The sequence below is a fragment of the Francisella philomiragia subsp. philomiragia ATCC 25015 genome (genome assembly GCF_000156715.1).
Taxonomy (GTDB): Bacteria; Pseudomonadota; Gammaproteobacteria; order Francisellales; family Francisellaceae; genus Francisella; species Francisella philomiragia.
On record NZ_DS999316.1, the window covers coordinates 726,483 to 751,762 of the forward strand.

Genomic DNA, 25,280 nt, shown 5'->3' on the forward strand with positions numbered 1-25,280 from the left:
GAACGATTAAGATGAAATTATTATCTACGTAAATTTAGTTTCTTGATTAGTGCACGGTATCTTTCTACATCTTTACCATGTAAGTAATCCAATAATTTACGACGTTGACTTACTAGTCTTAAAAGACCTCTTCTTGAATGATTGTCTTTTTTATGAGTTGCAAAATGACCTTGTAGATCATTAATTCTAGCAGTTAAAAGAGCAACTTGCACTTCAGGTGAACCAGTATCACCTTCAGACTGTTGATTTTCTTTAATAATATTTTGCTTATCTTGGGTTGTTAACATAACATTTCTCCATTTGTTTTCTTATTAATTAACACACGACAAACCGCACAAAGGAACAGTTTACCAGTTGGAGATTATATACTATTAAAGCAAAAAAAACAAAAGTTTAGTTATCAATCTTATCTGGTTTGATACCTAATATTTGTAAACTATTAAGAGCTACGTCTGCAAAAACTGGAGCCGCAACAGAACCACCACCATACTTATCGCCTTTAGGATCTTTGATTGTAACAACTATCGCTAACTGCGGATCACTAGCTGGCACAACACCCACAAAGCTTGCCAAATATTTTGCACCATAGGTTCCTCCGGCAAGCATCCTGGCAGTACCTGTTTTACCTGCAACATGATACAGAGGTATTCTTGCATTAGCTCCTGTTCCACCAGAATCTTCAACAACAGACTGCATCATACTAATCATCTCCTCAGAAACTTTCTTAGATGCTACCACTCTTGAGTCAATCTCCTCTCCAGGTTTTCTTTTAAGAATAGTTGGTTTAATGTACTTACCATCATTAGCAATAGCTGATACTCCAGCAACTAACTGAAGATCTGTAGCATTCATACCATATCCAAAAGATAGAGTGGCTAACTGGAAATCGCCCCACTTATCCTTAACTGGAACAAATCCATCACGCTCACCTGGTAGTTGTATACCTGTTTTGTCTCCAAAGCCAAAGTTTCTTAATGATGGTTCAAGTATTGTAGGATCGGTCAAACCCAATATCATTTTAGATATACCTACGTTACTAGATTTCATAAGAATATATCTCAAATCTTCTTCACCATAATCCCTCTCATCTCTGACAGTATTTTTACCAATACGATAAAAACCTGGGTGTGAATTAATTACAGGTTGCTCTGGGGTCACATCATCACCATAAATAAGCGCCGTAACTGCTGCAAAAACTTTCATTACTGAACCCAACTCATACACGTCTGTGATAGCCCTATTTCTACGTCTATCAGGGTAAGCATCTGCCATACTGTTAGGATTATATGACGGATAATTAGCCATAGCTAGTATTTCGCCTGTATGAATATTTTCAATAATGACTGATCCAGCTTCAGAGTTTGTTTTAATAACTCCTTTTTTTAAATACTTATATGCAACATACTGTAATCTAGAATCAATACTTATTTGAAGGTTGTGTCCATTTTTAGGTAATATAAAATTATCTTCAACCTTAGCAACGCCACCATGTAAATCTTTTTTATACTCAAAGTAACCATCCTGCCCTGTAAGGAATTGATTAAATTCAAGCTCCAATCCTTCCTGACCCTTGCCATCCACATTAGTAAAACCAACAATATGAGAAGCAACTTCTGCCATTGGATAATATCTTTTAAACTCTCGAATAACATGAATACCAGTAATATCAAGATCTTTAACTTTTTGAGATAAGTACGGCTGAACTTTTCTTTCGATATAAACGAAGCCACTTCTACCCTCTCTGACCTTAACTTGTCTTTCTATCTTTTCTCTTTTTTCTTTAGATAGATTTAAAATATTCATAACTTCTTTGAGTTCAGGACTATCCGCACTAACATAATACGGGTCTACCCAAATAGTATCTACTGGAGTACTTATAGCTAAAGGATTACCATTTCTATCAAGAATTATACCTCTGTAAGACTTTATATCTATACTTCTGTCACTACGATTATCACCTTCTTGCTTAAGTTTGGGATATTGAACAGTTTCCATATAGACTAGCTTAGCAAATAGAACTATAAAACTTGATAAGAGTAATAAGATAACAACTAAATGTCTTAACTTTGGTCTATAGTTACTCATTTGTAGAGATCTCCTTCTGATCACTCAAAGTACCTATACTTTTTTGTGTAGGTAGTGACATTTTTTCTTTTTCAGCAAATTTCTCTACTGCTGTAGGTGTAGCTAATGAGCTGTACTCTAATACAATCTGACTCCACTGCTCATCTAACTGAGTTTGCTCAACAATCAAATCCTTACGCTCATTCAATAACAGCTTAAATTCAAAACGAGTTACGATTAGTGCAAAAGCTGTAAGCAGCAACACAAATAAAAGCACAAAGGCAATGCCCACAGTCTTTTTTAGGAAACTATTTTTTAATGACTCAAATAATCTTATCCGTATTTGACGGTTTGTTAGCATCATAACTTTTCAACAACCCTTAAAATAGCACTTCTAGAACGAACGTTTTGACTAAGTTCATCTTGATTTGCTTTCGCTTTTTTTGTAATCCATTTCATTTTCACTTGGCTATTGTCTTGTGGTAACATTTTTGCAATTCTATTGGTTTCTTGCTTTGGATTAATTAAAGAAGTAAATTTCTGTTTAACAATCCTATCCTCTAATGAATGAAAGGAAATAGCCGCAACTCTACCACCTTTTTTGATAACATCTAAAATACTCTCCAAAAGAATTTCTAAGTCTTTGAGCTCATCATTAACATATATACGCAATGCTTGAAAACACCTTGTTGCAGGATTCTTTTTCTCTCTCTTACCAATAGTCGCTCGAATAAGTTCAGCTAACTGATGGGTAGTAGTTATACTCCCATTTTCAGCTATATAGTCTTTAATTCTTAGAGCAATTTTTTTTGCAAAACGCTCTTCACCATAAACCTTAAAAATATAAGTCAACTCATCTACTGATAACTCTTCTAGTGCTTGACTAGCTGTCAGACCTTTCGATATATCCATTCGCATATCTAATGGACCATCATGAGTAAAGCTAAAACCTCTATTAGCATTATCCAACTGAGGAGAAGAAACACCCAAATCCATAATAATACCATCGACTTCACCCAAAAGATTGTGCTGTAAGCAATAATCATAAATATAGGTAAAGCTTGCATGAACTATTTCAAAATTATCATTCTGGAAATTATGTGTTGCATAATCTATAGCATCTAAATCTTTATCAAAAGCTATCAATCTTCCTGATGTTAATTTATCCAATATTGCTTTTGAATGACCTCCTCGACCAAATGTCGCATCTATATAGATACCTTCTGGATTAATATTTAGATCAGCGATAGATTCTTGAAGTAAAACTGAAAAATGCATACAAATTATGCCTTAACCAGTTCGTTGGCAAGTTTTTTAGCTTTTGAGAAATCAGTCTTCCCAGAGCCTAGTTTAGGTATAGAGATAACTTTAAAATAATTAGTTGGCTTATAAAGATTCTCTATCCCAGAATGTCTTACAATCTCTTTCAAATCAGTTGGCTCTAAATCTTCTAGAGTATATAGTAAGTTAATAATCTCACCTCTTTTGGTATCTGATGTAGCCACAGCTAAAACCTCAAAATCAATTTTATGAGAGTCATAACCTTTTTCTCTCAAAGTATCATAGACATTTTGCTCTAAAAGCCCCAAACTCACCATTTCACCAGCAACTTTTGCAAATCTAGAGTACCTATCAACTACTGTTAAGTAACCTTCGCCATCAATTTTGCCTTTATCCCCAGTTATGTACCATTTATAACCACCCTTCTCTATCATCACCTCATTCGTCTTTTTGGGATCATTAAGATAGTAATCCATCTTATTAACCCCACGATATATAATCATACCCTCAACACCAATAGGGAGCTCTTCATGAGATTCTGGATGAATGATTTTGAATTGGCCACCAGGAACTGTTAAACCTACAGTACCTATTTTATTAGGCGATTTGGTTGGTCTATTAACAGCAGCAACTGGTGAAAGCTCGGTTGTTCCATAACCTTCATTAATAACCTTATCAAACTTATCTTCAAACATCGTACGAACTTCTTTAGAAAGTTTTTCAGCACCTGTAATAATAAGTCTAAGAGTTTCAAAATCTTCTTTTTTAACTGCTTTATTTTTGGTATAAATTCTTAGAAATGTTGGTGTTGCACACAATACTGTGGTCTTATTTTTCTTGATTAAATTAGCGACTCCTTTAGCATCTGTTGGATCTGGATGGCATGCTATATACCCCCCTTGAAACAGAGAAACTAGTGAGATTGTAAGACCAAAAGCATGAAATATTGGTAAAATTCCAGCCACAGAATCATTCTCTTGGCACTCGATAACATTTGTACTTTGATAAACATTTGCAAGAAGGTTTTTATGCTTAATAGCAATACCTTTAGGCACTCCTTCACTACCACTACTAAATATTATAAAAGCTAAGTCATCTAGTTTGGTCGATTTAAGATATTTTTTAACTAACCATCTAACAGGTAAGATTTTGATTTGTAAAAATGTTTTTATTGACTCAGCTTTAGTTATTTTTGCTTTGATATCCTCTAGATAAACAATCTTACACATCGAAAAAATCTCTTCAACAAAAAAACCTTTGTGAGTTAGCTTCTCGACAAATGCTCTAGAGGTAATTATTGTTTTAATTGCCGCATTATTAATAGCATGTCTTAATGCTTCTTCTGAAGCTGTATAATTCAGATTAACTATTGCCTTTGCACTCATCATCAAAGCCAATATTGCCAAATACCCACCAGCACTAGTAGGCAAACAAACTCCAACATTGTCTTCTTGCTTCGTGATTTCCTGAAGCTTTTTAGACATCAATACTGCACCTGTTGCAAACTTGTAACCATCTAAAGCAACACCTGTGGTATCAGTTAATACTAAATTTTTTTTAGCATTTAACATTTGTCTAAACCAAATTTCAGCAGGAGCTTTTAGCAAGGTTAAGTACCCTTCCCATGCCCTCACAGAAAGATCGTCCATCTCCTCATTCAAACTTTTTAAATTTTTAAGTTTGGCAATATCGAAAAATACTTGCCTATCGAGGTTCTTACGATCTGAAAAATATGGCATTTCAGGCCCACATACAAACAACAAAAATCTATTATCATTTTGCTCAACCTGAGAAATGTAGCTCTTATCTACGACAAGTATATCTTGATGATTCCAAAAACTAATATCATCAATATAATTTATACCAGCATCAATTACAGCTTTTTCAAGACCTCTGATTCTATCATCAAAACATCCCAGTACAGTGATAGCCTTATCTTTTAAATATTTCTTTAATGCTAACAGTGTAATTATAGAAGTATCATTAGCAATAATTATTGACCCATTTACAAAACTTTTAAAGTCAATTTCTTTATTGCAGTCATAGATATAAGATTGATTTAATTTTTTATGTATAGCAGATTTAAGCTGTTTTAGGCGCATTTTTATACCGGTATTAATTGTAATAATAAGCTTATAGATAACCTATTATGTTATCATATAGTAATCTTAATTTTTATAGTAATATCAAATTTATGCCTGAACTTCCTGAAGTAGAGACTGTCAAAAGAGGTTTAACCAAAAATATTATTAGCAAAAAGATTAAAAGTGTACAGATAAATACGGATAAGCTTCGCTATCCCGTAGATAAAGCCCAACTTCTATCACTAAAAAACAAAGTCGTAAAAAATATTCAAAGAAGAGGTAAGCATCTAATTATTTATCTGGAAGATAACTTACAGTTAATTATTCATCTAGGTATGTCAGGTATCGTTAAAATTATAAATACTTCTGAATACAACAAGATCAAACATGACCACATTATTTTAGAGTTATCCGATGATTTAAATCTAGTCTATAATGATCCGCGTAAATTTGGATATTGGTTAGTCAATACCAATATGATGCCACTAGAACACAGAGTTTTAGCCACTCATGGAGTTGAACCTTTAACAGATGATTTCAATGCTGAATATTTGATATCTAAATTAAAGAAAACCTCTAGAAAAATCAAACAAACTATCATGGATAATAGCATAGTTGTTGGCGTAGGAAATATATATGCCAGTGAAGCATTATTCGATAGCAATATCTTACCAACAAGAGCTTCTAACACCATCACAAAAAAAGAAGCGGAGAGGCTTGTAACTTCAATTAAGAAAATACTTGATAAAGCAATTGCCGAAGGTGGTACAACACTCAAGGACTATAAAAATACAGAAGGTAAACCTGGCTACTTCACGCAACAACTCAATGTTTATGGTAGAGCTAATCAAAACTGTCATATCTGTAACACTAAAATTGAAAGTTTAGTGATAGCTCAAAGAAACACATTCTTTTGCAAAAAATGTCAAAAATAAGACTACATATTTAGAAAGTACTTATGCACAGAAGAGTCCTCAGTCAATTCAGGATGAAAACTACTCACTAAAATATTACCTTGCCTAACTAGTACAGGTAAATCATCAAATTTAGCCAGCACCTCAATATTATCTCCCACTCTAGTAAATTTTGGAGCTCTAATAAATACGGCTTTGATAGAATTACTCATAAAACCTAAGTCTGTGACAAAACTATCAACTTGACGTCCATAGCCATTTCTCTCTACCTCTAAATCTATAAGACTTAAATACTGGGAGCCTTTTGATAGAATTATACTACCTGCACAAGTTCCAAAGACTGGATTCCGTGAGCAAAAATCTTGTAATTTATCGAGAATTTGGTGTTTAGTTAAAAGATTTAATAATGCTGTACTTTCTCCCCCAGGAATAATAAGCCTATCAATTTCATCAAAATCATTTGTAAATTTGACTAACTTAACTTCTACACCTAAAGACTCAAGCATCTCAGCATGTTTCTGGAACCCTCCTTGAATCGCTAGTACGCCTACGCTGACAGACATCTTTTACCAACCTCTTTGTGAGAATTTCTCAAAATCACAATTAATCCCAGTCATAGGCTCACCAAGATCTTCAGAAACTTCAGCTAAAATTTTTGGATCATTATAATATGTAACAGCACTGACTATAGCTTTAGCCCTCTTTAGAGGATCTGCTGATTTAAATATTCCAGAACCTACAAATACTGACTCAGCTCCTAGTTGCATCATAAGAGCTGCATCAGCTGGAGTTGCCACCCCTCCCGCAGAAAAGTTTGGTACTGGTAACTTACCATTTTTGTGTACATACTTAACCAGATCATAGGGAGCTTGCATATTCTTTGCTATAGCCATAAGCTCTGACTGATCAGCACCTTTAATGTAATTAATATCTTTATTAACTTGTCTTAACTGCCTAACAGCTTCAACAATATTACCAGTCCCAGCTTCACCTTTTGTTCTAATTAAGGCAGCCCCCTCACCAATTCTTCTTAGAGCTTCACCCAAATTTGTACAACCACATACGAAAGGAACTTTAAAGTTATCTTTAGCTATATGATTAAGGTCATCCGCAGGACTTAAGACCTCACTTTCATCAATAAAATCAACACCTAAAGACTCAAGAATCTGTGCTTCAACAAAATGTCCTATACGAGCTTTTGCCATCACAGGTATAGAGGTTACTGACATAATTTCTTTAATCAGCTTTGGATCTGACATTCTAGCGATGCCACCATCTTTACGGATATCTGCCGGCACTCTTTCTAAAGCCATTACAGCTACTGCACCTGCCTGTTGAGCAATCTCTGCCTGCTCAGCATTAACAACATCCATAATAACTCCGCCTTTTAACATCTCGGCTAAACCAATCTTCAAATTAATATCTGACATCTATAAACTCCACTAAATTTGTCGTACTTTAAAATTTACGAAAGATTATAGTTTTTTAAATTGCTGTAGATAAATTAATTTTTTTTAAGATTTGAAAAAAATTTAGAACTAAAAAGAAAAACTTAGATTAAACATCCAAATTAACAACATTAAGTGCGTTAGACTCAATAAAATTCCTACGAGGCTCAACTTCATCACCCATAAGAGTAGTAAATAAAGCATCTGCCTCTACAGCGTCTTTGATTGATACCTGAAGTAACACTCTATTATCAGGATCCATAGTTGTCTCCCAAAGCTGGCCTGGGTTCATCTCACCTAGACCTTTGTAACGCTGTACATCATTACCGCGTCTTGCTTCTTTAAGTAACCAATCAATTGCTGACTCAAAGTCATCAATATATTCTTTTTTAGCACCCCTTTCTACATAAGCTCCTTTGAAAGAAATATCAGATAACACATCACCATAAGTAACAAGATCTTCATAATCCTTAGTAGTAAAGAAACTATTTTTAACAATATAATCAGTATCATAACCATTGATATAATGATTAACGCCATAAGAAATAGTTTCTTGACCATCTTCATCTACATCTTTAGTTTCTATAAGATTAAATCTTTCGTAAGATAGTGCTTTGTGATTACATTTATCAACAATAGTTTCCCACCATTGTTTGATATCAGCACTTTCATCTACATACTTAGCACCATATGCCATCACTCTAAGTAATTTTTCAGGATATGTTTTTGCATACTTTTTAATTACTTTTTCTGACTTCTGATAGAGCTCATAATAATTAGTTAAAACTTGACCAGAAATAGCATTACCCCCTTCAAGGAAAATAATAGCGCCCTCTAAACCAATATTCCCAAGATATACTGCTAAAGCATCTTCATCTTTTAAGTATGTTTCTTGCTTACCTTTTTTAACCTTATATAAAGGCGGTTGTGCAATATATAAATAACCTCTCTCAACAAGTTCAGGCATTTGTCTATAAAAGAATGTTAAAAGAAGAGTTCTAATATGAGATCCATCAACATCAGCATCCGTCATCAAAATAATTTTATGATATCTAGTTTTATCAGGATTATAGTCTTCTGCACCAATACCACAACCTAGTGCTTTGATAAGAGTAGCAACTTCTTGAGAACCAAGCATTTTGTCGAAACGAGCTTTCTCTACATTCAAAATCTTACCTTTTAAAGGTAGAATTGCTTGCGTCTTACGATCACGAGCCTGTTTAGCTGAACCTCCTGCAGAATCTCCCTCCACTAGATAGATTTCAGATAATGAAGGATCTTTTTCTTGACAATCTGCTAACTTACCAGGAAGACCTGCAATATCCAAAGCTCCTTTACGACGAGTCATATCACGAGCTTTACGAGCTGCTTCACGAGCTTTTGCAGAGTCTAAAATCTTCTCACATACTATTTTAGCCTCTTTAGGGTTCTCTAAAAGAAACTCTTGTAACTTCTCATTTACTAATGATTCAACAGCAGATTTAACATCTGACGATACTAGTTTATCCTTTGTTTGAGAAGAGAATTTAGGATCTGGAACTTTTACAGATAATACAGCAGCCAAACCCTCTCGAGTATCCTCACCTGTGAGTGTAACCTTAAGCTTTTTGTTCAAACCTTCTGACTCAATATATGTATTCATAGTACGAGTAACAGCTGCCTTTAAACCTGATAAGTGAGTACCACCATCGCGTTGAGGAATATTGTTTGTAAAACAGAAAATAGACTCTTTGTAAGAATCATTCCACTGCAATGCAAGCTCAACCTGAATATCATCTTTAATGCCATTTACAGCAATAACATTTTCATGGATTGGTTTCTTACTATTATTCAAATATTTCACAAAGGCTATAATACCACCATCATACTTGAATATTTCTGATCTATTATTGATTCTATCGATAAGCTCAATTTTTACACCTGAATTTAGAAAAGACAATTCACGTATTCTTTTCATCAGAATATCATAATCAAAATCGACAAAAGAAAATGTATCTTTACTAGGTTTGAAAGTAATAACTGTACCTTTTTTATCGGTAGTTCCAACTTCTTTAAGTGGAAATTGTGGAACACCATGAACATACTCTTGATAATGCTCAATACCATTACGATATATAGTAAGTTTTAGCTGTTCTGATAAAGCGTTAACTACAGAGACACCCACACCATGTAAACCGCCAGAAACCTTATATGAGTTGTCATCAAACTTACCACCAGCATGTAGCACAGTCAAAATCACTTCAGCAGCTGAACGACCTTCTTCTTTATGAATATCTGTTGGAATACCACGTCCGTTATCTGACACAGATACTGAGCCATCTTTATTTATGATAACTTTAATATCATCACAATGACCAGCCAAAGCTTCATCGATAGCATTATCGACAACCTCAAATACCATATGATGCAAACCACTACCATCATCCGTATCACCAATGTACATCCCTGGTCTTTTTCTAACTGCATCTAAGCCTTTGAGTACTTTAATACTCGACGAATCATAAGCTTTATTTTCAGACATTAACAAGCTCCAATATATATTTATATTTAAAATCTACAATCACATCACATTATAACACAAATAAACATTTATATTAATTTAGATCAGTAACCTTCTAATAATCCTTCAGGGGTTTTCATTTAATATAGAAATGCTAATATAATCTTATACTTTAGATATAAAGCAGTTTTTAGAGCCTTGAAAAAGAAAAATATTTTAGTACTAGTATTATTAGTTGTTATAATTGCTTCTAGTTTCCTGATTGGGAAGAAATCAGGCATACAAAAAGCAGAATCAATTCACCAAAGTGAACTTAGAATATTAGAACAAAGTAAGCTATCTCAAACACCTGAAAACAGCTTAAATTGCCGTCCTGAGGTTAGTTCAAAAAGAAATAACTATGTTATTGGCTATGGAAGCTTGATGAATAAAGATTCTCGACAAATAACTGTTCCTGAAGCGACTTATGCAGCACCTATAATTGTTAGTGGTTTTGAAAGATTATGGGCATCACGTGGTGATAAATCCCATGCTACATTTTTATTGGCTGTGCCAAATAAAGGCTATGTAATGAATGCAATATATTACCAAGCTAATGCATCTGATATATCTGCTACAGATTTAAGAGAAGCATCATACTGCCGCGTAAAAATACCACACAAAGACATTGTTCCTCTAGGCATCAAAAGCTTACCAAAAGGCGACTATTGGATGTATGTTAAGGACTTCAAAGATGCTGAATTCCCAAATAAAGATTATCCAATTTTGCAAACTTATGCTGATGTTTTTATGACAGGGTGTCTTCAAACTCAAGCAGAGTTTAATCTAACAGAATTCGGTAAACTTTGTTTTACAACAACTTATGGTTGGGATTTAGCTAACTGGCTATATGATAGATCAAATCCTCAATATAGTAGATATTCAAAAGACACTGAAAAATATCGTACTCAAATAGATAGTATCATTCATCGCTTAACTTTTGATGATGATCCATTATAATTACCCATAATTCAATTTCTTGCTACACAATTAAATGAAAGTTACTGATAGAAAAATATGTATTGCGCCAATGTTAGATTGGACAGATAAGCACTATCGCTATATGATGCGTCTGATAACAAAGCAGACTATGCTATATACAGAAATGATTACCTTGAATGCCATAATACATGGCAATAAAGATTTTTTATTAAAATATAATCCCGAAGAAAATCCTGTTACATTGCAGCTTGGGGGATGTGTCCCAGAAGATTTCATAACATGTGGTAAACTTGCACAAAATCTTGGCTACAATGAAATAAACATAAATGTAGGCTGTCCTAGTGAAAGAGTAAAAAAAGGTAATTTTGGCTTATCACTAATGGCTGAGCCTGAACTTGTAGCAGATTGTGTCAAAGCTATGAAGGATAATTTAGATGTACCTATTTCTGTAAAATGTCGTATTGGCTACGATCATAATGACAGTTATGAAGAACTTTATAACTTCGTCAATAAACAAGTACAAGCTGGTGTTGATTATCTTTGTATTCATGCTCGCAAAGGTTGGCTTAGTGGACTATCTCCCAAAGAAAATAGAACAATTCCTGAACTAAAATATGATGTTGTTTATAATATTAAAAAAGATTTCCCAAATCTAGAATTGGGTATCAATGGTGGAGTCACAACCATAGAAGATACTCAAGAACACTTAAAGTATGTAGATAGTGTAATGATTGGTCGCGAGGCTTATCATAATCCTATGTTATTTAAGGATTTTGATAATTTATTCTATAATCAGCCGATCAATGACATATCTCCACTTGAAGTAGCTTATGAAATGGCTGAATATATAAAAATCCAGCTAAATAGTGATCCTAACATGAAACTTAACAATATAACAAAACACACATTAAACTTATTTAATGGTTTGCCTAATGCTAAAGTCTTCCGTCGCTATTTAAGTGAAAATGCAACTAAAAAAGATGCTAACGTAGATACTTTCCTGAAAGCTATAGAAGTATTTGAGTAATATTACATCTCTACTTCATATTTTTAAGCTGTGTTTGAATTTTTGATGCTGACCATTTTGCAGCCTCTTGATAATCATCTGTTACAGAATTTGTTTGCTTGTCAGAAATCACATATATTTTGTCTGTATTACTCTCAAGCTGCTTCGCATTCATATTTGCCAAATCCGTAGGAAGGACTATAAATGCATGAGGCCCGTGAAATCCTATTAATTTACCAAGCTTTCTTGTTTCAAGTTCTTCAGTAACTGCCTTCTGCTTAAGATTATTATCATCGACTTTGATTCCAAGTCGTTTAGCAGCATTCTCGACATCTGCATTTGTCAAACGACCACTACTCTCACGCTGTGAGAAAACTGCTTTGTTGTATGCTAAAAACAATTCTGATCCACCTTGAAGATACGCTTCATTAGCAACTAACGTCGCATAATTTGCAACTTTTGCATCTCTTTTCAATGAAGGATATGCCTTAAAGATAAACTCTGTATCTGGATTTTCCTTAATTAGTTTATTCATTTCTTTTGATATTTGTGCACACTTGCCACACGCATAGTCAAAGAATATAACTACCGCTTTTTTAGCATTTTTAGGACCAACTCTAGGAGTTGATTCATCATCTAATAGACTACTCATTACCATAGGAATTGCTATAACTTCTGCATACGATCTAGTATCTTCATTTTTTGTTGATATTGCATCATCTACAGAAGTAGCTGGTTTAGTCTCAACTTGTTGATTAGCACAACTAGATAACATTAAACTCAAAACACTCAATATAGATATAATAAACCTACCCAAAGTACTCCCCTTACAGCCAATTATTACAACATTCATCACTCTAGCTTTTTATGATACTATTATCACAAATACAAGTTTAACAGTAAAGAACACTATTCAATGAATTATTTCCTAAAACTTCTATTCACAGCTACTATATGCTTCTCCTATGGCTATTCAAATATCAAAACACAAAATAATAATCTCTATGAAATATCTTTTAATTCCCAACAACAAATAAATCTGAGCAAAAGTAAAATAAAGCTAACTCTAACAGACCCAAATGTAAAAATCAAAAATACTATAAGTAGTACCAACCTACCATATTTTTGGGATGCCAAAGTTATTCAAAGTTATGACAATCTAACAATATCTTTTCCTCGTAAAAGTATTGACAAAGGATTATCTGTATTAAGCAGATCATATCAAACATCAAATAAAGATATAATTATCCCACCAGACAACTACTCTTTTGATATTAAGTCGGATAGCTACATTAGTGTAAAAACAACGAATAAAGATATATTTGAAGTTTCTAATTCTGATAAATTACCTGATTTTGAACTATCTCATTATAATGCTCCAAAGGGCTCAACATGTGTTGGCTATCTCAATATAGATGCATATGCTATCGATATGCAAATCAACAATCACCCATCATCAGTCGATATAATATCAGAAAATAATCATTCTCCTGTTATAGAAAAAAATATAGATGTTACTAATTCAAGCTCTAAAACAAATGCTCAAATAATAAAATTGCCTGCCAGTATTGAAGGAACTCCATACACACTTATAAGCTCACACTTTGAGCATGGAAAGTATATCTATTATGCAGATGAGCTAAGAAAGTCTATATATTTAAAATGCAATAAAATCACTAAAGTAAAAATTTTGTACCATAAAGAGAAGCCTAAGAGCAATATTTTAAGTGCCAAAGGCCTTTGATAAAAAATACTACAGCTATAACCAAATAAAAATAGCTTGTCATCTCAACCAATTCGTCCAAAAACCTAGCGAACAATTATTTGTAAGTTGAACACTTCTTTTAAACATATAGGCTACTTAGTGGAATTCTTTGATTTAATTAATTTTGATTCCAAACTGAGAAGCTATATTTTGAACATCTTTTTTATTAATTTTTTTGATGTCATTTGCATTTAAATCTTGAATAGACTTACCATTAATCTTGGTGTTGTTAATAATTTGTTGCGCTTTCTTATCTAACCCTGCCTGCTTAGCTACTTGATTTGCAACATTTTTGACAGTATCAGCACTCAATAAGTTCTTCAAAGAAGATGCATTAACACTAAAGTTGAGTTTATTCAAATCACCAGTGATAACACCGTTTAATGTTAAGCTAGGTATTTTCTGAGTAAACTGGTTAAAGCTAACACTTACAATATCAAATTTTAGCTGCAAAGGAATATTGAACATTATATTTCTTACTCCACTAAACTGCCAAGTTCCTTGACCAGATATTGTCAAGCTATTAGCATCTATATTAACCCCTTGAATATTTAAGCCCTTAATTGCTTTTCCAGCTACATTTTGCAAATTAAATTTGACAGTATTATCAACATTTAGCTCATTTGAAACAACTACGCTAACATCAACATCACTATTATTTACAGACTTAACATTAATTGCTGTTGGCTGACCGAATAAGACAGGGTTTGTTGATATGTTAGTTATATTAGCATCGTAGGTAGTACCTGCATTTTGATAACCTTTTATATCAATATTTTGAATTACAAAACTAGGATACTTATCACGAAGCATCTCATTTTTTACATTCGCATAACCATATACTTTAGCTTGTTGCTTCGGTGTAATTGATTCTGTCTGTTTAGTACCAGTTGCATCATCATTACTAGAACTAAAGTTTGATAAGAACTCTGCTGCTTGCTTAATACCATCAGCAACTTCTTTAGTTTGCTTTGCATTAGCTTCTAACTTTTGAAGATCTACTTGTTGTAAATTTTGACTTGCCTTACCAATACTTTCTATAGCTTTTTGCTTAAGTGCTGCTGAATTTAGATTAGTTTCATCTTTAGATACTGCTTTAGTATTGATATATAAGCTAGCTTTTTTAGCTCTTTGTTTATCCAAAGATACACCAGTAACTAAAACATTTTTTAGCGTTAATTGTCTAGTAAGTAAATTTGAAATATTTAGACTTGCACTCACATTTTCAGCATAGAATCTATCCTTATCAAGATTTTTTGGATCTGCCACGCCTAAACCTTTAATATCAAGACTTGCTTTTGTGAAATCTAAGCTTAAAGATTGATAGTCTACTGTTGCTCCATTTGCTTTAGTCAACTGTTGCTTAATGATATTTGATACCATTGATGTTTCTAAGAGCTTAGGAGAATATATCAAAGCCGCAATAATTAAAGCTACAAGAACAATTCCTGTTAATCTAAATGGCTGTCTAAACTTACGATTTTGCATTTCAACCCAGTCAACTTTTGCAATATTCTTGCCCAAGAAGATCCAGCTAGCTACCTTAACAAAAAAATTCTTAGTGATTTTGTTATATAGTTCTGTACCTGACTGAATAGATGACATTTTTGCAATTATCTTTTTGTATATCTTTGCGATAATAAGACCAAATATAACACCTAAGATTATTGCTAGAACAAACCCTCCTGCGACGAGATAATAATCAAATCCAGCATAAGCTAAGACTGGAGTATTAACCATAGCCTTGAAAATAGGTTGTGTAAAACCATCTAGCAAAAATTGTCCGAATGAGAAGCTAACAATCTCAAGCAAAAATGAAAGTGCTTTTGCAATAATCGCAATAAATACAAACACACCAATATTTATTCTAAGAATTATCACTAATGTTATTACTGCTACAAAGAGTAATGGAGAGTATGAGACTCCTGGAATAAAACCAAACACAAACGCTAACACTGATGTAATTAACAATTGTGCAGGCGTGAGTTTAGAAAAAATAGTCGATTTAATTTTATTAAATATGTAATCAAACATTCCCAATCACCTTATTTTATTTTTAAATTTACCAAATAATATTACTATAATTGCATTTTATTAACGACTTTTTTAGGACTAATCTTTCAGCACTCGAGAGTTTTAGTAAATTATATTTACTTTAAGTAAAATGTAACACCGCCATAAACAAAATACTTATAGACGATAAAATCAATGATATTGAGTACTCCATTACATGCTTTAGCTAAAGAGTTTTCATATATCCTATTCTTTAAGTTTAAATTCTGTTTTTTATTAGAAAAAATAGCGTAAATGAGTTATTATTTGAGATGTTATTTAACAAAAATTTTCGTCAAACGATCAAATAAGGAAGAAAATCAATGAACTTACATGAATATCAAGCTAAAGATCTTTTAGAAAGCTATGGTCTAAAAGTTCAAAAAGGTATCGTAGCTCATAACCCAAATGAAGCTGCTCAAGCATTTGACCAACTTGGTGGTAAATTTGCTGTGGTTAAAGCTCAGGTACATGCTGGTGGTCGTGGTAAAGCTGGTGGTGTAAAAGTTGTTAAATCATCTCAAGAAGCTCGTGAAGTAGCAGAGAGCCTAATCGGTACAAATCTTGTTACTTTCCAAACTGATGCTGAAGGTCAGCCAGTTAATTCTGTAGGTGTATTTGAAGATGTATACCCTGTTACTCGTGAGTTATATCTTGGTGCGGTAGTTGATAGATCTAGCCGTAAAGTAACATTCATGGCTTCAACTGAAGGTGGTGTAGATATTGAAGAAGTAGCTCACAACACCCCAGAGAAAATCCTTAAAGTAGAAGTAGATCCATTAGTTGGTCTTCAACCTTTCCAAGCTCGTGAAGTGGCTTTCAAACTTGGTCTTGAAGGTAAGCAAATTAATGATTTCGTTAAAACTATGCTAGGTGCTTACAAAGCATTTGTTGAGTGTGATTTTGCATTATTTGAAATCAACCCTCTTGCAGTTAGAGAAAACGGCGAAATCGTTTGTGTTGATGGTAAAATCAATCTTGATTCAAATGCTCTTTACAGACACCCTAAATTATTAGCTCTTAGAGACAAATCTCAAGAAAATGCTAAAGAACTTAAAGCTTCTGAGCATGAGCTAAACTATGTAGCTCTTGAAGGTAACATCGGTTGTATGGTAAACGGTGCTGGTCTAGCAATGGCTACTATGGATATTATCCAATTATACGGTGGTAAGCCTGCTAACTTCCTAGATGTAGGTGGTGGTGCTACTAAAGAAAGAGTAATCGAAGCTTTCAAACTAATCCTAGATGATGAAAATGTAAAAGCTGTTTTAATTAACATCTTCGGTGGTATTGTACGTTGTGATATGATCGCTGAAGCAATTATCGAAGCTGTTAAAGAAGTAAACGTAACTGTACCAGTAGTTGTTCGTCTAGAAGGTAACAATGCAGAAAAAGGCGCTAAGATATTAGCTGATTCAGGTTTGACACTAATACCTGCTGATGGTTTAGCTGATGCTGCTGATAAAGTTGTGAAATCACTAGGTTAATAAATTAAAACAGTTAAAAGGATATTAAATAATGAGCGTATTAGTTGATAAAAATACAAAAGTTTTAGTACAAGGTTTTACTGGTAAAAACGGTACTTTCCACTCAGAGCAAGCTATTGCTTATGGTACAAATATCGTAGGTGGTGTAACTCCTGGTAAAGGTGGTACTACTCACTTAAATAGACCAGTTTTTAACACAATGGCTGAAGCTGTTGCAGCTACTGGTGCAGATGCATCTGTAATCTATGTACCAGCTCCGTTTGTAAAAGATTCTGCTATCGAAGCTATCGATTCTGGTGTTAAGTTAGTTGTAATCATTACTGAAGGTGTTCCTACTCTAGATATGTTAGTAGTTAAAGAATATTTAAAAGGTAAAGATGTACAAGTTGTTGGTCCTAACTGCCCTGGTGTGATCACTCCAGGTCAATGTAAGATTGGTATTATGCCTGGTCATATTCACCAACCTGGTAAAGTTGGTATCATTTCTCGTTCTGGTACTCTAACTTATGAAGCAGTTGCTCAAACTACTAAGTTAGGCTTTGGTCAATCTACTTGTATCGGTATAGGTGGAGATCCAATCCCAGGTATGAACCAAATCGAAGCTCTTAAACTTTTAGAGAATGATCCTCAAACTGAAGCTATCATCTTAATCGGTGAAATTGGTGGTACAGCTGAAGAAGAAGCTGCTGAGTACATTAAACATAATGTGACTAAGCCAGTTATCGGATATATCGCTGGTGTTACAGCTCCTCCAGGAAAGCGTATGGGCCATGCTGGTGCGATCATCTCTGGTGGTAAAGGTACAGCTGAAGAAAAATTTGCTGCATTTGAAGCTGCTGGTATCGCTTATACTAGATCACCTGCTGAATTAGGTTCTAAACTTAAAGAAGTTACTGGTTGGTAATTTTTATTTTCTAAATATTTTTTTCTTTATTCATATTTCAATTTTATAATTTTAAAAAATCTAATTTAAAGTGATAATATAACTTAATATAAGTTATTAACTTACTAGTGAAATTATGTTTAAAAAAGTAATCTTATTTTTTAGTCTTACAACATTACTCCTAACTACCAGCATGGGATATTGTTTATCAGAAAATAAAAATATAAATTCTGTAGCACCAGGAGCATTAAAAAGCGAAAGTTATAAACAAAACAAAGAATGTGGCACACTATCTACTATCCTCATGATGCCTATCTCAGCAATAGGTATAGGAGTAGGAACTATTCTAATGGTACCTGTAGGTTTATTAGGAGGAATGGTTGGCGGAGCCATGATGTCTCCAATGATGTTTGATAGTGGTGGCTTAAGTAAAAACTCATTTATACAACCATTCCAAATAGGTGGGGCTGTTATTTTAGGAGCTATTTTAGGTGCAGGAGTAGGAGCTGTTGAACTACCTAAAAGTACCGCGAAGAGTTTAATTAGTGATGCCAAAACTAATTGTCATATAATATAAAACCAAATATATAAGTACTAAAATAATGCAAAAAAATATTTTAATTACGGGTGCGAATAGAGGAATTGGGCTAGGTTTCGTTGAACACTATTTAACAAAAAACTGTAATGTAATCGCAACTTGCCGTGATCCAGCTAAAGCAAATGACCTAAAAGAACTTTCTAAGAAATATCAAAAACTTATTATAGAAAAACTTGATGTTAGTAGTCCTATAGACCAAAAACAATTGTTTCAAAAGTATAAAAGTATTGTTATTGATATATTAATAAACAATGCCGGTATTTACCCTGAGAACCATCAAAAATTTAGTATTTCTGAAACTAATCCAAACTGGATAAATAATGCTTTTCAAACGAACTGTTTAGGAGCTTTTTATCTTATTCATAATTTCAAAGAGAATCTGCTAAAATCTGCTAATCCAATAGTTATTAATATGGGTAGCCAAGCTGGCTCTATAGAGCAAACAAAAGCTGGTTTTGGCTATTCATACCGCATATCAAAAGCAGCTCTAAATATGTTAACAAAAACATTTGCTGCTGAGTGCCCAGAGATAATTACCATAAGTCTTCGACCTGGTTGGGTTAAAACTAAGATGGGTGGAGATAATGCTACTATGGAAATTAGTGATAGCATCCAAGCGATGACTAATCTTATTGAAAATCTCCATCATAAAGATTCTGGAAAATTTTTAGATGCTCAAGGAAATATTGAGCAATGGTAAAATCTCTCGAAATGCTTCTAAACATTGATAAATCAACCTTGTTACACTTTAGAATCAACTTAAATAGTTGTAAGTTTTATGAATTAAGCTTATAGAGCAGTTTATAAAACTTAAACATATTGCTATTCTTTATTCTAATTGTTACAACAACTATAAATAAAATGTCACTACAAACTATTAAGAAACTATCTATTATTTGCATTATTGGTGCTTTAGTAATGTGGGTTTTATACCCTTTTATTTACTCTATACTTTTTGCAGGACTTTTGGCAATAATACTTGCTCCACTTCAAGAGTACTTAGAGCAACATATTGGTAAACATAGAAGTAGTTTCCTATTAGTTATGGGAATTCTTCTGTGTGTTTTTATTCCCATATTAATTGTTCTATACTATGCTATTTCAGAGATTGTTTCATACTTACAACATCCAGAAACACTTTCACAAACTTTTGCTACGCTTGGTGATTCTATAGGCAAAATTCCTTACATAGGAAGTATCCTTCAAGAACATTTGGACAAACTAATAAAGGCAATTAACGATGATAGTGACACCATAATCTCCAATTTAGGTCAAATATTACCTAAAGTTAGATACGTAGGCTCAACATCTATAAGCTTTATAACAGATTTTTTAATTACACTTTTACTGGTATATCAATTCCTAGTTAGTAGCTCTACTTTAGAAAAATTTGCAAAAAAAGTAGTACTTAAGGACTTTGATGATAGCGATAGTTTCATATCTACAGCGATTATTACAACTCGTAGAGTAAGTTTAGCAATTTTTCTAACCGCATCACTTGTTGGTACTGTTATGGCTATAACATTCTTACTAACAGGTATGCCAACACCTATTTTACTTGCATTTACCGTAGCTATCGCGTCTATGATCCCATTTATGGTTGGCATTGTTTATATACTCATCGGAGCCAGTGTATTTGTAGTATATGGTGCTACCAAAGCTATTATCATACTAGTAGTTGGTTTTGCTCTAAATATTTTCACAGACAATATTATGCAACCCAAAATTATCAATAAACAAGTACAACTTAGTTTCGCTGCCTCATTGATAGGTATACTAGGAGGAATCCAAGCTTTTGGTTTTATCGGAATATTTCTTGGACCTGTAATATTTAATGTTACATTCGTTGGTATAGAAAAACTTATGAAAAATAGTAAGTAATATTACTCTTTAAGGCATTGGAAAAGCATCAAAACTATGAGCTGATGCTAAATTTTCGTCCCAATTAGCTTTACTAGCCATAAATATATTAGCTGTCGGCTTAATATCTACTTTATCATCTAGACTACCAGCAGGCACTACTACTAAATTAAATTCTGATTGCTCAAAAGGTAATGCTGAACCACATTCACCACAAAAACTTTTTGTATGATGTGATGCAGGTAGTTTATATTTTTTGACTAATTCTTGACCAGATTGCCAATTTAATTTTGCATTTGATGAAAACAAATTAGCTGCATGAGCTGAACCTGTATCTTTACGACAATGCTCACAATGACACAGAAAGAAATTTTCAAAACTACCATTAATTTCAAATTGAACAGAATTACAAAGACACGAACCTTTGAATGACATACTTATTTACCCTGGGTTATTAATTTATATAAGAGCGGAAATTATATTCAATATACATTAGATATCAATAGCGACTAAGGCTTTTTAGCTATTAAAAGTACATTTAGCAATAGCTTATTAATGATTTATATTTAGTGTTTAGTTAAAATGAATTTACCCTATATTTTAATAAAATCAAAAATGGAACATCTTAGACATCCTCAAGGACTCAAATTCTTATTTTTCGCAGAAATGTGGGAACGCTTCAGCTTTTACGGATTATCAGCTATTTTAATTTTATACATGACTCAGCGATTAGATTTCACAGATGCTAATGCTGCTCTAGTTTTTGGTAGTTATGTAACATATCTATATATCACTACTGCTGTTGGTGGAATTTTAGCAGATAGAATTATTGGCTACAGGCGTTGTGTGCTGATTGGTGGTGTCTCAATTATGACTGGTCATATAATTATGGCACTATCTGGATCTAGTGATACTGCATTATTTTTAGGGTTAGGTTGTATTTCTGCTGGCACAGGTTTTTTCAAGTCAAATGTCTCTACAATGGTTGGTAGACTCTATGATGATAGAGAGTCTCTACGAAATAGTGGCTTTGCCTACTTTTATACAGGTATAAACTTTGGTTCTGTATTAGCAACTTTTATAGTTGGTTTTGTCGGTGAGAAAATTGGTTGGCATTATGGTTTTAGTTTAGCCGCTTTTGGAATGGCTCTCGGGTTAATATTTTTTGAATCAGGTAAAAAGCATCTCCCTAAAAGCTGTGATGCGCCGAACTATGAAGTTATGCAAAGAAAACTTTTCTTGGGATTAAATGTTTGGCAAGCAATTATATTATTTGTGATTTTTTCAGCATGTATTTTTGCTTATTTAATAGCTCACCCTACTCAATCTATGATAATTATTTCATTATCTGGAATTGTTCTGTTGATTTATCTAATATCTCTTTGGAAATCTCTTGGAAGTAATCAAAAGACTAATATTGCTATTCTTTTAATATTATCAATATTTATGCTTTTTTACTGGTCACTGAGTAATCAAACTTCTATTAGTATTCCTATATTTATCAAGCATAATATTGAACTTAATATCTTAGGTTTTAATATGCCTGTTACTACTGTTATGGCAACACAACTAACTTTATTAGTTATAATCACCCCTTTTTTTGGTGTCTTATGGCAGAAACTAAGTCAACGTAACAAAGAACCTTCTGATGAGCTAAAATTTGTATTTAGCTTAGTATTTCTTGCATTATGTTTCTTATTCTTAAGCATAGCTGGATCAATAGCAGCTCAAACTGGACATGCTAATGTAATATGGCTACTACTGTGTTACTTAATGCTTGTTTTTGGTGAGCTGTGCATTTCACCTGTTGGATTAGCCTTAGTCACTCGCCTTGCTCCTGAGCATCTAAAATCAACAATGATGGGAGTATGGTGGACAATTAGTGCTTATGCAGGATTCTTTGGTGGAGTAATTAGTTCACATATTGCAGTTGGTAAAAATACCCCAGCAAGTAGCTTTGCCTCAGGATATTTTAAACTTTTTATTGCAGCAACTATCATGACTGTTATATTATTGGCATTAACCCCAATATTAAAAAAACTCACTAAACTTAGGGTATAGAAAATGATTTTAATTGCAAATGATGAAGGTCGTGGTGGAGTTCCAGAGGCTTTTAAACGACTAAAAAATAAAGAAAATGGACTTAGATCTATAATTGAAGGTATCAAACTTGTTGAGAATGATACAACAATAACTACTGTAGGTAGAGGATCATGGCCTGATATATTAGGTAATGTAACACTAGATGCTTCTGTAATGGATGGAGATGATCTACGTACAGGATCTGTTGGAGCACTAAAAGGATATGCTAATGCGGTAGAGGTAGCATACCAAGTAATGGAGAAACTTGATCATGAACTATTAGTCGGTGAAGGAGCGAATCGTTTTGCTAATGAAATAGATGCTCTAAAAGTTGATAACTTAACACCTGAAATTAAAGAACAATGGCAAAAACATTTAAATAAACATCTTTCAGCTGAACAAAAAAAGAACTTCCCAAATATCCCTCTTATAGGTGTAAGTAAATTTGCTGTTGATCCTGAGAAAGTTTTTGATACTACTGTGTATCTATCAAAAGATCATAACAATACTATCTCATCTGCTACAAGTACTTCTGGTTGGGCTTGGCGCTATCCTGGTAGGTTAGGTGATAGCCCAATTATTGGTGCTGGCTCATATGCCGACTCTAGATATGGAGCTTGTGCTTGTACACATACTGGTGAGATGGCTATTCGTTGCAGTACAGCTAGATCTGTAGTTCTATATATGAAAATGGGAATGTCTGTAAAAGATGCTGTGTTAGAAGCTACTAAAGATTTACGCCATCTTAAAACTGGATATTTAGATGAGCTAACAATTCATGCTATTGATAGTCAAGACAATTACTATGTGGCAAGCTTTAAAGGTAGTGAACCAGTCTTCTACTGGGTTTGGACTGAAGGTATGAATGAACCTGTTAAAAAACAGGCTGAATTAATATCGTAGTTATTTACTTTTCTTAATACATCTATTTAAAATAGATATATTCAAATAAAATGCTCTAGTAAATGACAAAATTACTTTTATCAGTTTTTACTATATTAATATCGCTTAGTATTTCATTCTCAGCAGAAAAAGATTATATGGGGATGTCGAAGGATCAAGTTAAAAACTCTATTCAAACAATGCAAATTTATGATACTTCATTGATATACCCATATCCAACATGGTTTAGCACGGGTCTAGTCGGCGATGTATATAGAAGTCAAAAAGGGATTAGCTTTTTATATGAGCAAATACCTACGGGACAGAGTTTTGATGATTGGAAAGAAATATATACCATATCAGGATTATATGACAAAGAAAATAAGCTTAGTGTATCTCAATATGCTAACTATGTTCTATCTGGGTTTGTAAAGTCATGTGGTAAAAATGTTAAAATTCTAAACACTGCAAAGACAGAATCTTCAAGTATGTCAATTTTGCTATGTGGATCCTTATCAAATAAAAATATAAAAGCCTATAATAACAATCCTGGTGAGATAGCTATTTTTAAATTTATTAAATTCAAAAGCACTATAATACAAATTGGACAAGAATGGAAAACCAAATCATTTGATGCTGCTAGTATTAATCAAGCAGATTTTTTAGAAAATACCTATAAATACGTTAATAGTAAAGAGGCATTTTCAACTGCGTTCAAAGAAATTCATGAAAATGTTAGTGTTACTCAAGCTATTTCAAAACCATATTAACTTTAAGAACCTATAACTCTATACCCAAACCAATCAGGTTTTAAGTCATATTCTTCATCACTTAGAACTAAATGGATATATTTACCATCTACAGAGCTGAGCTCTAAACAATCATCAATTTCTATAAGATTATCTTTGTGCTGATGTAGAGAGTTTTTTAGTAGACTTTGCTTTGCTTTTTCTTTTGCTTCTGTTTTATCTGCAGCAACAAATAAAGCAAACTCATGTAGCTCATTTAGCTTAGATTCATCATAGCCACCAAGATTGACAAAATATAACTTTTTATTAAAGTTTTGAGGTCTATCTTGGATAGATATTTGATAACCATCTGCGCCTTTGAGAGCTTTATAACTATCCAAATGCAATCCTTTGACCGTGCCAAACCAATTTTGTCTAAGTTGCTCATAGGTATCTTCGATAGTATTACCAATTACAAACTGTACATCATGCAACTCGATATTTGCTTTGGGTGCGCTCCCGCCAAGATAAACGATAAATAGTTGACTCATAAAAACTCTATAAAATTAATTTTGTTACAAACAATTATACCAACTCTAAAACAAATTGAAGACTATGAATTATGATTAATAAAAGGTTACTCATTAGTGGTTAGTAGCGAAACC

At 33.2% G+C, this 25,280-nt stretch carries 24 protein-coding genes; 12 read left to right on the forward strand and 12 right to left on the reverse strand.

Annotated features, from left to right (window positions below):
- Positions 1-20: 20 nt before the first annotated feature.
- The 5 genes from rpsO to migR form a co-directional block, all read right to left on the reverse strand.
- Positions 21-287 (reverse strand): 30S ribosomal protein S15, encoded by a 267-nt coding sequence (gene rpsO, locus FTPG_RS08890; RefSeq protein ID WP_004288130.1) that lies wholly within the window; start codon positions 285-287, stop codon positions 21-23.
- A gap of 106 nt (positions 288-393) precedes the next feature.
- Positions 394-2,085: a peptidoglycan D,D-transpeptidase FtsI family protein gene (locus tag FTPG_RS08895; protein ID WP_004288131.1), complete on the reverse strand. Its 1,692-nt coding sequence runs from the start codon at positions 2,083-2,085 to the stop codon at positions 394-396.
- Positions 2,078-2,428 carry a cell division protein FtsL gene (gene ftsL / locus FTPG_RS08900; protein ID WP_012279746.1) on the reverse strand — a complete coding sequence of 117 codons (351 nt, stop codon included), beginning with the start codon at positions 2,426-2,428 and terminating at the stop codon, positions 2,078-2,080. The genes FTPG_RS08895 and ftsL overlap by 8 nt, the downstream gene beginning before the upstream one ends.
- A complete protein-coding gene (rsmH, locus tag FTPG_RS08905) occupies positions 2,425-3,342 on the reverse strand; it encodes a 16S rRNA (cytosine(1402)-N(4))-methyltransferase RsmH (protein WP_004288134.1) in 918 nt (305 codons plus the stop codon). Before rsmH ends, ftsL begins: the two co-directional genes overlap by 4 nt.
- 5 nt (positions 3,343-3,347) lie before the next feature.
- The gene (gene migR, locus FTPG_RS08910; RefSeq protein WP_004288135.1) at positions 3,348-5,447 is read right to left on the reverse strand and encodes an iglABCD operon regulator MigR; all 2,100 of its coding nucleotides are present in this window, start codon (positions 5,445-5,447) and stop codon (positions 3,348-3,350) included.
- Between the two features lie 92 nt (positions 5,448-5,539).
- Between migR and mutM the strand changes: the two genes are divergently transcribed.
- A complete protein-coding gene (gene mutM / locus FTPG_RS08915) occupies positions 5,540-6,364 on the forward strand; it encodes a bifunctional DNA-formamidopyrimidine glycosylase/DNA-(apurinic or apyrimidinic site) lyase (protein ID WP_200150483.1) in 825 nt (274 codons plus the stop codon).
- A 2-nt stretch (positions 6,365-6,366) separates the two neighbouring features.
- Here mutM and pdxT read toward each other — a convergent pair whose 3' ends face one another.
- The 3 genes from pdxT to gyrB form a co-directional block, all read right to left on the reverse strand.
- Complete coding sequence (gene pdxT / locus FTPG_RS08920) at positions 6,367-6,906, reverse strand: pyridoxal 5'-phosphate synthase glutaminase subunit PdxT (RefSeq protein WP_004288137.1); 540 nt, start codon at positions 6,904-6,906, stop codon at positions 6,367-6,369.
- Positions 6,907-6,909: 3 nt separating this feature from the next.
- Complete coding sequence (gene pdxS, locus FTPG_RS08925; protein WP_004288138.1) at positions 6,910-7,773, reverse strand: pyridoxal 5'-phosphate synthase lyase subunit PdxS; 864 nt, start codon at positions 7,771-7,773, stop codon at positions 6,910-6,912.
- 127 nt (positions 7,774-7,900) lie between these two features.
- Positions 7,901-10,312 carry a DNA topoisomerase (ATP-hydrolyzing) subunit B gene (gene gyrB, locus FTPG_RS08930; RefSeq protein WP_004288139.1) on the reverse strand — a complete coding sequence of 804 codons (2,412 nt, stop codon included), beginning with the start codon at positions 10,310-10,312 and terminating at the stop codon, positions 7,901-7,903.
- A 177-nt stretch (positions 10,313-10,489) separates the two neighbouring features.
- Here gyrB and chaC point away from each other — a divergent pair, with 177 nt between their 5' ends.
- A complete protein-coding gene (gene chaC, locus FTPG_RS08935; RefSeq protein WP_004288141.1) occupies positions 10,490-11,290 on the forward strand; it encodes a gamma-glutamylcyclotransferase ChaC in 801 nt (266 codons plus the stop codon).
- Positions 11,291-11,324: 34 nt separating this feature from the next.
- Positions 11,325-12,299, forward strand: coding sequence for a tRNA dihydrouridine(20/20a) synthase DusA (dusA, locus tag FTPG_RS08940; RefSeq protein WP_004288142.1), 975 nt, complete (start codon positions 11,325-11,327; stop codon positions 12,297-12,299).
- A gap of 10 nt (positions 12,300-12,309) precedes the next feature.
- Here the strand turns inward: dusA and FTPG_RS08945 are convergent, their stop codons facing one another.
- On the reverse strand, positions 12,310-13,095 hold the full coding sequence (locus tag FTPG_RS08945; RefSeq protein ID WP_035722730.1) for a thioredoxin domain-containing protein: 786 nt from the start codon (positions 13,093-13,095) through the stop codon (positions 12,310-12,312).
- Positions 13,096-13,194: 99 nt separating this feature from the next.
- Between FTPG_RS08945 and FTPG_RS09590 the strand changes: the two genes are divergently transcribed.
- Positions 13,195-14,022 carry a hypothetical protein gene (locus FTPG_RS09590; RefSeq protein WP_004288144.1) on the forward strand — a complete coding sequence of 276 codons (828 nt, stop codon included), beginning with the start codon at positions 13,195-13,197 and terminating at the stop codon, positions 14,020-14,022.
- 135 nt (positions 14,023-14,157) lie between these two features.
- Here FTPG_RS09590 and FTPG_RS08955 read toward each other — a convergent pair whose 3' ends face one another.
- A complete protein-coding gene (locus tag FTPG_RS08955; protein WP_004288145.1) occupies positions 14,158-16,077 on the reverse strand; it encodes a TIGR03546 family protein in 1,920 nt (639 codons plus the stop codon).
- 341 nt (positions 16,078-16,418) lie between these two features.
- Here FTPG_RS08955 and sucC point away from each other — a divergent pair, with 341 nt between their 5' ends.
- The 5 genes from sucC to FTPG_RS08980 all read left to right on the forward strand — a co-directional run bounded on the left by sucC (position 16,419) and on the right by FTPG_RS08980 (position 20,944).
- Positions 16,419-17,582 (forward strand): ADP-forming succinate--CoA ligase subunit beta, encoded by a 1,164-nt coding sequence (gene sucC, locus FTPG_RS08960; protein ID WP_004288146.1) that lies wholly within the window; start codon positions 16,419-16,421, stop codon positions 17,580-17,582.
- A 31-nt stretch (positions 17,583-17,613) separates the two neighbouring features.
- Positions 17,614-18,486, forward strand: a complete 873-nt coding sequence (gene sucD / locus FTPG_RS08965) for a succinate--CoA ligase subunit alpha (protein WP_004288147.1) — start codon at positions 17,614-17,616, stop codon at positions 18,484-18,486.
- 115 nt (positions 18,487-18,601) lie between these two features.
- Entirely contained in the window at positions 18,602-19,042 is a 441-nt protein-coding gene (locus FTPG_RS09920) for a hypothetical protein (protein ID WP_004288148.1), read from the forward strand.
- Between the two features lie 25 nt (positions 19,043-19,067).
- A complete protein-coding gene (locus FTPG_RS08975; protein ID WP_004288149.1) occupies positions 19,068-19,763 on the forward strand; it encodes an SDR family oxidoreductase in 696 nt (231 codons plus the stop codon).
- Positions 19,764-19,924: 161 nt separating this feature from the next.
- Complete coding sequence (locus tag FTPG_RS08980; RefSeq protein WP_004288150.1) at positions 19,925-20,944, forward strand: AI-2E family transporter; 1,020 nt, start codon at positions 19,925-19,927, stop codon at positions 20,942-20,944.
- A 9-nt stretch (positions 20,945-20,953) separates the two neighbouring features.
- Here FTPG_RS08980 and FTPG_RS08985 read toward each other — a convergent pair whose 3' ends face one another.
- The gene (locus FTPG_RS08985; protein ID WP_004288151.1) at positions 20,954-21,358 is read right to left on the reverse strand and encodes a GFA family protein; all 405 of its coding nucleotides are present in this window, start codon (positions 21,356-21,358) and stop codon (positions 20,954-20,956) included.
- A 180-nt stretch (positions 21,359-21,538) separates the two neighbouring features.
- Here FTPG_RS08985 and FTPG_RS08990 point away from each other — a divergent pair, with 180 nt between their 5' ends.
- The 3 genes from FTPG_RS08990 (at position 21,539) to FTPG_RS09000 (ending at position 24,657) form a co-directional block, all read left to right on the forward strand.
- On the forward strand, positions 21,539-22,984 hold the full coding sequence (locus tag FTPG_RS08990; protein WP_004288152.1) for a peptide MFS transporter: 1,446 nt from the start codon (positions 21,539-21,541) through the stop codon (positions 22,982-22,984).
- 3 nt (positions 22,985-22,987) lie between these two features.
- Complete coding sequence (locus FTPG_RS08995) at positions 22,988-23,908, forward strand: glycosylasparaginase (RefSeq protein WP_004288153.1); 921 nt, start codon at positions 22,988-22,990, stop codon at positions 23,906-23,908.
- A gap of 62 nt (positions 23,909-23,970) precedes the next feature.
- Complete coding sequence (locus FTPG_RS09000; RefSeq protein WP_004288154.1) at positions 23,971-24,657, forward strand: hypothetical protein; 687 nt, start codon at positions 23,971-23,973, stop codon at positions 24,655-24,657.
- Positions 24,658-24,659: 2 nt separating this feature from the next.
- On the opposite strand, the gene FTPG_RS09005 is transcribed toward FTPG_RS09000, so the two are convergent.
- Positions 24,660-25,166, reverse strand: a complete 507-nt coding sequence (locus tag FTPG_RS09005; protein WP_004288155.1) for a DUF1543 domain-containing protein — start codon at positions 25,164-25,166, stop codon at positions 24,660-24,662.
- Positions 25,167-25,280 lie beyond the last annotated feature (114 nt).

What these genes read in the sequence shown, in the direction of transcription:
- rpsO (WP_004288130.1), bottom strand. Translation starts at nt 287, where the DNA reads ATGTTAACAACCCAAGATAAGCAAAATATTATTAAAGAAAATCAACAG.
- FTPG_RS08895 (WP_004288131.1), bottom strand. Translation starts at nt 2,085, where the DNA reads ATGAGTAACTATAGACCAAAGTTAAGACATTTAGTTGTTATCTTATTA.
- ftsL (WP_012279746.1), bottom strand. Translation starts at nt 2,428, where the DNA reads ATGATGCTAACAAACCGTCAAATACGGATAAGATTATTTGAGTCATTA.
- rsmH (WP_004288134.1), bottom strand. Translation starts at nt 3,342, where the DNA reads ATGCATTTTTCAGTTTTACTTCAAGAATCTATCGCTGATCTAAATATT.
- migR (WP_004288135.1), bottom strand. Translation starts at nt 5,447, where the DNA reads ATGCGCCTAAAACAGCTTAAATCTGCTATACATAAAAAATTAAATCAA.
- mutM (WP_200150483.1), top strand. Translation starts at nt 5,540, where the DNA reads ATGCCTGAACTTCCTGAAGTAGAGACTGTCAAAAGAGGTTTAACCAAA.
- pdxT (WP_004288137.1), bottom strand. Translation starts at nt 6,906, where the DNA reads ATGTCTGTCAGCGTAGGCGTACTAGCGATTCAAGGAGGGTTCCAGAAA.
- pdxS (WP_004288138.1), bottom strand. Translation starts at nt 7,773, where the DNA reads ATGTCAGATATTAATTTGAAGATTGGTTTAGCCGAGATGTTAAAAGGC.
- gyrB (WP_004288139.1), bottom strand. Translation starts at nt 10,312, where the DNA reads ATGTCTGAAAATAAAGCTTATGATTCGTCGAGTATTAAAGTACTCAAA.
- dusA (WP_004288142.1), top strand. Translation starts at nt 11,325, where the DNA reads ATGAAAGTTACTGATAGAAAAATATGTATTGCGCCAATGTTAGATTGG.
- FTPG_RS09590 (WP_004288144.1), top strand. Translation starts at nt 13,195, where the DNA reads ATGAATTATTTCCTAAAACTTCTATTCACAGCTACTATATGCTTCTCC.
- FTPG_RS08955 (WP_004288145.1), bottom strand. Translation starts at nt 16,077, where the DNA reads ATGTTTGATTACATATTTAATAAAATTAAATCGACTATTTTTTCTAAA.
- sucC (WP_004288146.1), top strand. Translation starts at nt 16,419, where the DNA reads ATGAACTTACATGAATATCAAGCTAAAGATCTTTTAGAAAGCTATGGT.
- sucD (WP_004288147.1), top strand. Translation starts at nt 17,614, where the DNA reads ATGAGCGTATTAGTTGATAAAAATACAAAAGTTTTAGTACAAGGTTTT.
- FTPG_RS09920 (WP_004288148.1), top strand. Translation starts at nt 18,602, where the DNA reads ATGTTTAAAAAAGTAATCTTATTTTTTAGTCTTACAACATTACTCCTA.
- FTPG_RS08975 (WP_004288149.1), top strand. Translation starts at nt 19,068, where the DNA reads ATGCAAAAAAATATTTTAATTACGGGTGCGAATAGAGGAATTGGGCTA.
- FTPG_RS08980 (WP_004288150.1), top strand. Translation starts at nt 19,925, where the DNA reads ATGTCACTACAAACTATTAAGAAACTATCTATTATTTGCATTATTGGT.
- FTPG_RS08985 (WP_004288151.1), bottom strand. Translation starts at nt 21,358, where the DNA reads ATGTCATTCAAAGGTTCGTGTCTTTGTAATTCTGTTCAATTTGAAATT.
- FTPG_RS08990 (WP_004288152.1), top strand. Translation starts at nt 21,539, where the DNA reads ATGGAACATCTTAGACATCCTCAAGGACTCAAATTCTTATTTTTCGCA.
- FTPG_RS08995 (WP_004288153.1), top strand. Translation starts at nt 22,988, where the DNA reads ATGATTTTAATTGCAAATGATGAAGGTCGTGGTGGAGTTCCAGAGGCT.
- FTPG_RS09000 (WP_004288154.1), top strand. Translation starts at nt 23,971, where the DNA reads ATGACAAAATTACTTTTATCAGTTTTTACTATATTAATATCGCTTAGT.
- FTPG_RS09005 (WP_004288155.1), bottom strand. Translation starts at nt 25,166, where the DNA reads ATGAGTCAACTATTTATCGTTTATCTTGGCGGGAGCGCACCCAAAGCA.